This is a genomic window from Longimicrobium sp., from assembly GCF_036280135.1.
Taxonomy (GTDB): Bacteria; Gemmatimonadota; Gemmatimonadetes; order Longimicrobiales; family Longimicrobiaceae; genus Longimicrobium.
This window is the reverse complement of the sequence record NZ_DASURI010000680.1, coordinates 1-8850: the sequence shown is the minus strand read 5'-3', so window position 1 is coordinate 8850 and position 8850 is coordinate 1. Positions and strand designations below refer to the sequence as shown.

Annotated in this window: 8 protein-coding genes; 2 read left to right on the top strand and 6 right to left on the bottom strand. The window is 73.2% G+C overall.

The window, feature by feature from the left end; translation table 11 throughout:
- Nucleotides 1-273: 273 nt before the first annotated feature.
- Complete coding sequence (locus tag VFZ20_RS22090; RefSeq protein WP_329686117.1) at nucleotides 274-1662, bottom strand: hemolysin family protein; 1389 nt, start codon at nucleotides 1660-1662, stop codon at nucleotides 274-276.
- A 116-nt stretch (nucleotides 1663-1778) separates the two neighbouring features.
- Nucleotides 1779-2090 (bottom strand): hypothetical protein, encoded by a 312-nt coding sequence (locus tag VFZ20_RS22085; protein ID WP_329686116.1) that lies wholly within the window; start codon nucleotides 2088-2090, stop codon nucleotides 1779-1781.
- Between the two features lie 205 nt (nucleotides 2091-2295).
- Here VFZ20_RS22085 and VFZ20_RS22080 point away from each other — a divergent pair, with 205 nt between their 5' ends.
- Nucleotides 2296-3126, top strand: a complete 831-nt coding sequence (locus VFZ20_RS22080; protein WP_329686115.1) for an alpha/beta hydrolase — start codon at nucleotides 2296-2298, stop codon at nucleotides 3124-3126.
- A complete protein-coding gene (locus VFZ20_RS22075) occupies nucleotides 3123-3971 on the top strand; it encodes an alpha/beta hydrolase (protein ID WP_329686114.1) in 849 nt (282 codons plus the stop codon). The genes VFZ20_RS22080 and VFZ20_RS22075 overlap by 4 nt, the downstream gene beginning before the upstream one ends.
- A gap of 310 nt (nucleotides 3972-4281) precedes the next feature.
- On the opposite strand, the gene VFZ20_RS22070 is transcribed toward VFZ20_RS22075, so the two are convergent.
- The 4 genes from VFZ20_RS22070 to VFZ20_RS22055 all read right to left on the bottom strand — a co-directional run bounded on the left by VFZ20_RS22070 (nucleotide 4282) and on the right by VFZ20_RS22055 (nucleotide 8635).
- On the bottom strand, nucleotides 4282-5289 hold the full coding sequence (locus VFZ20_RS22070; protein ID WP_329686113.1) for a hypothetical protein: 1008 nt from the start codon (nucleotides 5287-5289) through the stop codon (nucleotides 4282-4284).
- Nucleotides 5290-5335: 46 nt separating this feature from the next.
- Nucleotides 5336-6097, bottom strand: coding sequence for a DUF3108 domain-containing protein (locus tag VFZ20_RS22065; protein ID WP_329686112.1), 762 nt, complete (start codon nucleotides 6095-6097; stop codon nucleotides 5336-5338).
- A 145-nt stretch (nucleotides 6098-6242) separates the two neighbouring features.
- Nucleotides 6243-7646: a glycosyltransferase family 2 protein gene (locus VFZ20_RS22060; RefSeq protein WP_329686111.1), complete on the bottom strand. Its 1404-nt coding sequence runs from the start codon at nucleotides 7644-7646 to the stop codon at nucleotides 6243-6245.
- Complete coding sequence (locus VFZ20_RS22055; RefSeq protein ID WP_329686110.1) at nucleotides 7643-8635, bottom strand: lysophospholipid acyltransferase family protein; 993 nt, start codon at nucleotides 8633-8635, stop codon at nucleotides 7643-7645. The genes VFZ20_RS22060 and VFZ20_RS22055 overlap by 4 nt, the downstream gene beginning before the upstream one ends.
- Nucleotides 8636-8850: the final 215 nt, after the last annotated feature.

The following is an 8850-nucleotide window of genomic DNA, read 5'->3' as shown; positions in this document are numbered from 1 at the left end:
GGATCGGGCGAGAGATGACGTCGCGGGTCCCCAGCCGGAGCGAATGAATTCGCCGCTGGAAAGGCACGAAGTCCGCCTGCGCGGACTGCCCCGGAAAACGCCGCCCCGGTGCACCGGGGCGGCCTTTGTGCACGTTCCGCCGGCGGCCGGGTGGCGGCCCGTGTGGGCGGTTGAAGCCTCGTTCGCGGAGCGCGTCGGCGCGAGACGGGGCTTATGGCAGTCCCAGCGGCGGGTTTACCCGCTCCGGCTGCGGGGGTCGACCTCCGCTCCTCCCTACTCGTCCCCTCCCCCCACTACCTCCCGCACGGCCGCCGCGGGGCTCGTCAGCCGCAGCAGGCTCACCCGGCGCTCCTCCGTCGTCTCTACCCGCAGCTCCATCCCGCCGTCGAAGCTCACCACCGGCACGCGGTCACCCACCTCCGGCACCCGGCCCAGCGTGCCGAAGACGAACCCGCCCACCGTGTCGAACTCCTCCTCGGGAATGCGCAGGCCAAAGCGCTCGTTCACCTCGCTGATGAGCACGCCCGCGTCGATCAGCACGTCGCCCTCGGGGGTGGACGAGAACTCGGGCTCCACCTCGTCGAACTCGTCGTTGATCTCGCCCACGATCTCCTCCAGCAGGTCCTCCAGCGTCACCAGGCCGTACGTGCCGCCGAACTCGTCCAGCACGATCGCCAGGTGCACCGCCTGCCGCCGCAGCTCGCTCAGCAGCTCGTCCACGGGCTTGGTGTCGGGGACGAAGTAGACGGGGCGCAGGATCTCGTGCACGTCGAACGGCCCGCCGGCCACGCCGCCGCGCTCGTGGAGGATGCGCAGCAGGTCCTTCGTCAGCACCACGCCCAGCACGGAGTCGATCGTCCCCTCGTACACGGGGAGCCGCGAGTGGCCCTCCACCGTGGCCACCTCCAGCAGCCGCGCCAGCGACACGTCCAGGGGCACGGCCACCATCTCCGTGCGCGGCGTCATCACCTCACGCACCACCGTCTCGCTGATCTCAAAGACGCCGCGCAGCATCTCGCGCTCGTCGTTCTCCATGTCGCTGCCGCCCCCCGCCTCGCCCGGGTGGGTCACGAGCAGCCGCAGCTCCTCGGGCGTCTGGATGAGCGGATGGAAGTTCGTGGAGTGAACGCCGAACAGGCGCACCACGCCGCGGACGACGAAGTTCAGGGGCCAGGTGAGCGGGGTCAGGACCCAGGACAGGGCGCGCAGGGGCGGCACGGCCAGGTGCGCCGTGATCCACTCCGCGCGGTGGACGGCCACCAACTTGGGCACCTGCTGGCCCAGCGTGGCGTGGAGGAGCGAGACGCCGAAGAGGGCGATGAAGACGGCGACGGCCATGCTGGAGCCCAGCCCCACGCCGAACAGGCGCACGGGACCGCTGCCGATGACGGGGACGAGGTAGGCGCGGGCCAGGAGCACGGACTGCCAGCCGAGGGCCACGGACGCCAGCGAACGGGCGACCTGGGCGGCAAAGACCAGCTCTTCCAGCCGGTCCAGCGCGGGCAGGACGCGCGCGGCGTGCTGGTCGCCCCGGCGGATGGACTGCTCGATGCGGATGCGGCGAACCGCGATGAGGGCGAACTCCGCGGCCACCAGGAAGGCGTTTGCCGCGACGAGCGCAAGGATGGTGAGTAGGGAAAAACTGCCGGGGTCGGGATCCATGGATTGGATTCAGTTGTTCCGCGCCCGGGGAGCCCCGGGGCTGCGGAGCGGGCGTCCGGCGGCGATCCGGGAGGCGGATGGTTCCGCCTCCCCGCGCCGCCGGGCGTTGCCCGTCTTCAGGCCGCGGCGGACTCCTGCTCCACCCCGGCATCCGGCGCGGACGCCGCGCCGGCGTTGGCGATCACCGGGCTGCAGAACCGCAGGCCGATGCTCTCCAGCTCCTTCAGCTCCCGCTCCTTGAGCGCCGGGTAGCGCTCCTGCAGGAACTCGATCGTATCCTTCATCCACTCCGCCTGCTGCTCGCGCGTCGCCTGCATGACGCCGCAGCGGTGGATGTGGCCAAACAGCTCGTTGCGCGCCTCGTCCATCGCCGTGGGGCGGCTGGGAGCGGCGGCGCTGCTGCGGTTGCGGTCTCGGTTTCGGCTCAAGGGGCCTCCATAACACGGTGAACCGTCCCTCCGCGGAGGGCGCGGGAGATTGAACATTGGTTCCAGCCGGGGGAGTATAGCGACTTTGCGGCCCCGGCGAAACCGGGGCCGGACCCACCCGGTCCGGGGATTGCGCGTCTGTAACGGCAGATGATTCCGCGCGGCGAGCCGCCGCACGCGTACTGATACCCTCAACGCCGGATTTGTGCCCCTGAGCAGCCTTTCCGACGCCATCCGCGCCCGCCCCGGCCGCCACGTGCGATGGCGCGACCTGGACCTGCGCACGCACCAGGCGGACTTTGGCCCCTACCGCATCCACTGGGCCGAGGCCGGCGGGGGCGACGACGCCGTCGCCCTGGTGCACGGGCTGTCCGGTTCTTCGCGCTGGTGGGCCCGCAACATCGGCCCGCTGACCTCGAAGTACCGCGTGCTCATCCCGGACCTCATCGGCTTCGGGCGCAGCCGCGTGGGCATCCGCGCCCTCCCCGACGTACCCGGCGTGGCCCACGTGCTGGGGCAGTGGCTCAGCTTCGCAGCCGGGGGACCGGCGTACCTGGTGGGCCACTCCATGGGTGGGCAGATCGCCATCCACCTGGCCTCGCGCGAGCCGGAGCGCATCAAGCGCCTGGTCCTCGTCGACGCCGCGGGCCTGCCCCGCCCCCTCACGCCGCGCCACGTGATGCGCTTTGCGTACGAGGTGGCGCCGCCGCGGCAGTGGGGCGACCCCACGTTCCTGCCCATCATCCTGGGCGACGCCTTTTCCGCCGGCGCGTGGACGGTGCTGCGCGCCCTGCGCAACATCCTGCGCGACGACGTGCGGCCCCTGCTGGCGGACCTGCGCGTGCCCACGCTGCTGCTGTGGGGCCAGCGCGACACCATCATCCCGCTCTCCCACGGCGAGCAGATGCGCCAGCTCATCCCCGACTCGCGGCTGCTGGTGCTGCGCGGCGCCTTTCACAACCCCATGGTGGACGCGCCGCACGAGTTCAACGAGGCCGTGCTGCGGTTCCTGTCCGGCGAAGAGGTGGGCGAGTGACGATCCTCCCGCGGGCGGACGAGCCGGTGCGGCAGATGCCCGCGGACCCGCGGCGCCTGGCCCTGTGCGCGGCGCAGTGGGCGCGGACGCACCGCGTGCGGGCGGGCGGATGGAACCTGCGCTACCGCGAGGCCGGCGAAGGGCCGCCGCTCGTGCTCATCCACGGGCTGGGCTGCTCCACGGACTACTGGGTGCGCAACGGCGCGTGGGTCGCGTCGGCGGGGTACCGCGTGCTGGCGCCGGACCTGCCCGGCTTCGGGCGCACGGAAGGGCCGCGGGCGGGGCTCAGCATCGTCAAGCAGGCGTACGCCGTCTCCGTCTTTGCCGAGGCGCTCCAGCTGGGGCCCGCGGCGTACCTGGGACACTCGCTGAGCTGCCAGACGGTGCTGGAGCTGGCGTGCACGGAGCCGGCACGGGTGTCGGCGCTGGTCCTGGCCGCGCCCACGGGCGACCGGCGCAAGAAGCGGCTGGTGCGCGAGGCCATCGGCTTTTTGCGCGACATCCCGCGCGAGCCGCCGTCGCTGGTGCCCATTGTGGCCGACGCGTACCTGCGGGCGGGCCCCCTGCGCTGGACGCGCACGTGGTTCGCCGGCAAGCGCCACGACGCGTTCGAGGCGGCCCGGGGCGTGGAGGCGCCGGCCATGGTGATGGTGGGCGCGCGGGACCCCGTCGTCTCCGCCCCCTTTGCCCGCGCCATCGCGGATGCCATCGGCGGCGCGCGGATGCGCATCATCCCCGACGCGGCCCACGCGCTGATCTACGACGAGCCGGCGGGGTTCAACGGCGCGGTGGTGGAGTTCCTGGACGAGGTGGTGAAGCGGAAGGGCCCTCACCCGCTCGTCTAGGCTCGCACCCTCTCCCGCAGACTGCGCGGGAGAGGGTGTATACCTCGACGAGCCGTGGTGCGCGATGGACAGTACGAGCATGGCGGGGCGGGCGAGCCGGACCAGTTGAGCCCCGTCGCGCCGCGCGGCTCCCGCCGAGCGAATGAATTCGCCGCTGGAACGGCACGAAGCCCGCCTGCGCGGACTGCCCCAGCGAAGGGCCGCCGGAGTGCACCGGGGCGAAGTTCGCGCAGTTGAAGCCTCACGCCGTTTGTGAGGCTTTCCGCTGTCGTTGCGGCGACTTCAGTCGCTCCGTCGCGGGCCCCGCCCTCTACCCCAGCCGCTCCGCAATGGACCACGCCAGCAGGGGCACCATGATCTCGTGGTGGCCCGTGATGGCGTAGCCGCGGCCACCGCCCGTGCGCGTGGGGCGCTCCACGACGTTCACCCGCGGACGGTAGTGGCGCTGCATGTCCAGGTCGCACGCCGTGAACGCGCGCGGCGCGCCCCCGTTCAGGTTGCGCGCCACGGTGAGCGCCTTGAGGAACACCTCCGGCATCACCACGGCCGACCCCACGTTCACCACCACACCGCCGTCGTCCAGCCCCACGAGCGCCTGCGCCAGCCGGCGGAAGTCGCGGTGCCCCGTGTCGCCGATGGCGGCGCCGTCCGCCGCGGGGTGCTGGTGGATGATCTCCGCGCCCAGCGCCGGGTGCAGCGTGTACTGCACGCCCAGCCGGTGCGACTGCAGCAGCAGCGAGAGCTCCGGATAGGCGAGATCGTCGCGCGCGGCCAGGTCGCGGGCCAGCGACTCGCCCATCCCCCATCCCTGCTCCATCCCGCGGCGAAAGGCGCCGTTCATGTCGCGCCCCGTCTCGTCCGCCATCCCGAAGCTGCCGTCCGTCAGCCCGGCCTCCACGTCCTCGCTGGTGCCGCCCCAGCGCGCCATCTCGTAGTCGTGCACCCCGGCGGAGCCGTTGCTGGCCACGTGCGTGATGGCGCCCCGCCGCATCAGGTCGATCAGCACGGGGGCAAGGCCCGTCTTCACGACGTGGCCGCCCAGCATCCACAGCACCGTCCGCCGCTTTTCCACCGCGCCCACGATGGCGTCCACGACGGCCAGGAACGACTCGGCCTGCAGGATGCGCGGCAGCGAGCCCACGAACGCGCCGAAGGTGCGCGCGGCGGGGTCCGCCGGGGGGGGCGCGGCGAACTGCTCGGCGAGCACCTTGTTGGGCCGGCCGCCCACGGGCACGGTGCGCACACGCGAAAGGTCCGCCTCGGGCACGCTGCCCGGGGCGGACCTCCGCTCGTCTGGATGGGGATGTTCGTCAGTCATCCCCCGAAAATGCGCGCTCGCCGGCCCGCGCGCTACGTCCGCCCGCTCAGGTGCCGGGGCGGTACGAGCGCAGGCGCATGACGATGTCCCCGCCGATGGGGATGCCCTGCGTGCGGATGAGCACGGGGATGCGGTGCGCGTCGTCGCTGAAGTGCACCTCGGCGCGGCCGCCCTCGCCAAAGATCCCGCCCGCGCGGATCACCGGCCGCACGACGATGGTGCGAAACCGGCCCGCCGGCACCTCCACCGTCTCCTTGCGCAGCACCTGGATGACGACGGGGTTGCCGTCCGGCTTGAAGTAGTGCGGCAGCGAGTAGGTGGCGCCCACCTCCAGCGGCAGCGTGCGCGCGTAGTACAGGAACGACAGGTCGTCCAGCGGCTGGCTGGTGGGGATGGAACCCGTCTCGCCGTTCTCGCGGCGGAAGGTGCGCCGCGCCGCGTCAAAGTCGTACGTGCGGTTCCGGCGGTAGCGGCCTTCCTGCAGGTTCTGGTGAAACCGGCGCGAGAACAGCCCGTCCGTGTCGATCCACGACTCGTACCGGTCGTTCAGCCGGTACAGCCGGTTGCCGCCGGCCAGCGTCATCACCGCGTGGAACGCCGGCTCCCCGCCGATGCGCTCGATGCCCGTGATGGACAGGCTGCCGCTGCCCACGTTGAACACGCCCAGCTTTACCTGGTAGGTGGCCTGCTCGCCGGCCGCGAACGGCAGGCGCCGCTGCGCGTCCGCCGGTTCGGCGCGCGCCAGCCCGGCCGCCAGCAGGGCCGCGCCCAGGGCGACGGCCAGCCGGCTCCGCTTGATCCTGGTCATCCCGTTCATGCCTGTCTCGCGTTTATCGTTTCCACGGCGGCGCGTTCGGCCCGCCGGTTCATTCCAATGCGGAGGGCGCGGCCGTCCTGCTCCGCGCCCTCACCGCGTCCGCCGTCAGCAGGCCGCGGCGAGCGCCAGGGCCCGCCTACTCCGGCTGATCCGCGGGTCCGGACGGTTCCGCCGAGCCCGGTTGATCCGGCGGATCACCCGGACTGCCCTCGCGCCTGCCCCGCTTGCGGTTGCGGCGCGACGGCCGACGCTTGCGCTCGCGCGGCTCCGCGGACCCTTCCGCACCGTCCGCCCCCGCCGCCTCGGCGCCATCCGCCGTACCCATCGGCTCCGCGGAAGACTCCGCCGACGCGTCGGAAGCCTGCGAGGCAGCCGGCCGCTTGCGCCGCGGACGGCGCTTGGCCTTGGCCCGGGGCTGCGGCTCCGTCCCGTCGACGACATCCGCCGTCTCCGACGGCTCCATCCCCTGCGACGTTTCAGCCGTCCGCATTTCGACACGGGGACGCTCCGTTCGCGGCCGCTGCCGGGCCGGGCGCTCCGCCGACGTCCGCTCCTCCGTCGATGGCTCGGTCGCGGGACGGTCCGCCGCCGGGCGATCCGCGGAGGCGCGCTCGCTTCGGTTCCGCCGCCGTCCTTCGCGCGGCCCGTCGCCCCTGCCCTCGCGCGGCGCTCCCTCGCGAGGCCCGTCCGCGCGAGCCGACTCCGCGCGAGCCGAATCACCACGCGGGGCGTCCTGCCTCGCCGGCGCGGACTGCGGCGGCGCGGCGGCGGCCGATGCGGGCGCGGGCTCGGCGGCGGGGACCATGCGGGCCAGGCGCGGCGCGCGGCGGACCAGCTCCCACGTCTCGCGCAGGGTGGGCCACGGGGTAAAGCGCGTGTCGCGGTCGCGGCGGTTGTAGCGCAGCTCCACGTCCGCGCGGTCGGCGCGGCGCGTGTGCGGGGCCACCGCCATCAGCAGCTCGGCGTTGGCCGCCCACCCCTGGCGCGTGAGCAGCGGCGCGCCCTCGCGGTCCTGCAGGGCGCGCTTGATCACGTGCACCCGGTACGCGCGAAAGCCGGACATGGGATCGCCGCCCTCCTTGGGCAGGCGCTTGCGGCCCAGCAGCCAGGGCAAGCCCCGCCGCGACCAGCGCAGGCCGCGCGGCAGCTCGGCGTCCACCCCCGCCACGGCCGATCCCACCACGTCCGCCCCGCCTTCCAGCTTCCTGACCAGGGCGGGGATCTCCTCCGGCGGCTCCGTGAAGTCCGCCTGCAGCACCACGGCGATGTCGCGCTTGGGATGCGTGGAGCGCGCGACCGTCTCGCGCAGCAGCCGCTCCAGGGCCGCCGCGTACCCGGCCGTCCGGTCGTTCCGCAGCAGGGTGAGCGGGAGGACCTTTTCGTACGGCGCCAGCACCTCGGCCGTGGCGTCGGTGGAGCCGTCGTCCAGGACGATGAGGTGAAAGTCGCGGCGGAACTCGGTCATCACCTGGCGAATGCGCCAGAGCAGGACCCCCACGGTCGGCGCCTCGTTCAGCGCCGGAATGCAGATGTAGATCACGCGCCGTCCTGTTCCGCGTCGTCGACGGCGGGCCCGCCGTCCTGTCGGGAAATACCCTGTTGCGCCGTTTCCGGTTCCGGCGGAGGCTTGCTCTTCCAGCGGCGATGGAACCAGAAGTACTGCTCCGGCGCCTCGCGGATGTGCGATTCCAGCCGCGCCGCCAGCTCCGCCGTGAGGGCCTGGATGTCCGCCTCCAGGTCGCCCGTCCGCGCGACCGGGACGCGCGTTCCCTGCACCTCGTAGCGCACGCCCGCGCCCGGAAGCCGCCGCGCCACGCAGGCGAACACGGGCGCGCCGAACTTGAGCGCGAAGAGCGCCGGGCCCCGGTGCGTGGACGCAGGAACGCCGAAGAAGGGGACAAAGACGCCCGCCTTGCGCGCGTCCTGGTCACCCACGATGCCCACGACGCCGTTCCTGCGCAGCGCGCGCGGCACGGCGCGGGGCGCGTCGCGCTGGACGATGGTCTCCACGCCCAGGCGGCGGCGCGTGGCGTCCAGCCGCTGGTCCACCAGCAGGTTGCCCTGGCGCCGGACGATGGCGCTGATGGGCACGCCCCGCGCGGCCACGGCGGCGGCGGCGATCTCCCAGTTCCCGTAGTGGCCCGTGACCAGGATGCATCCCTTTCCCTCGGAGAGCGCATCCTCCATCTCGTCCCAGCCGCGGGTGACGGTGCGGTCCACGACGGCCCGCGGGTCCAGCTTGGCCAGGCGCAGCATGGCGGCGGCCTCGCGGCCCAGGTGCTGGTACGCGCGGCGGCACACGTCCTGTCGCCACGCCTCCGTCTGCTCCGGAAAGGCCAGGCGCAGGTTCTGCTCCACGGTGGCGCGGCGGATGCCCAGCCGGTGCACGGCGCCGCCCAAGCGCGCGCCGAACCGGTCCGCCGCGCCTTCGGGAAGCGTGCTCACGGCCGATTCCAGCGTGCGGGCCAGCGCGTATTCCACCCGGTGCCGCGGCTTGTGCCGCGCGTCCTGCCGTTGCTCGTCCGCCACGGGGTCCTGATTGCGAGAAAGCCGGCCCGGAGCGCGCTCCGGACCGGTCGGTTGATAACGTCCGACGCCGCGATTCGGGACGCCGCGGTAACTCGACAGGCGTCGCTCCGCGCCCGCTCGTGCTGTCATTCTGAGCAGAGGCGCTCGCTGGATCCGTCCCGGCCTGGATGCCCGCGGCGCCGACCGAGGAACCTGGCCGCGCCGTGCGGGATCTC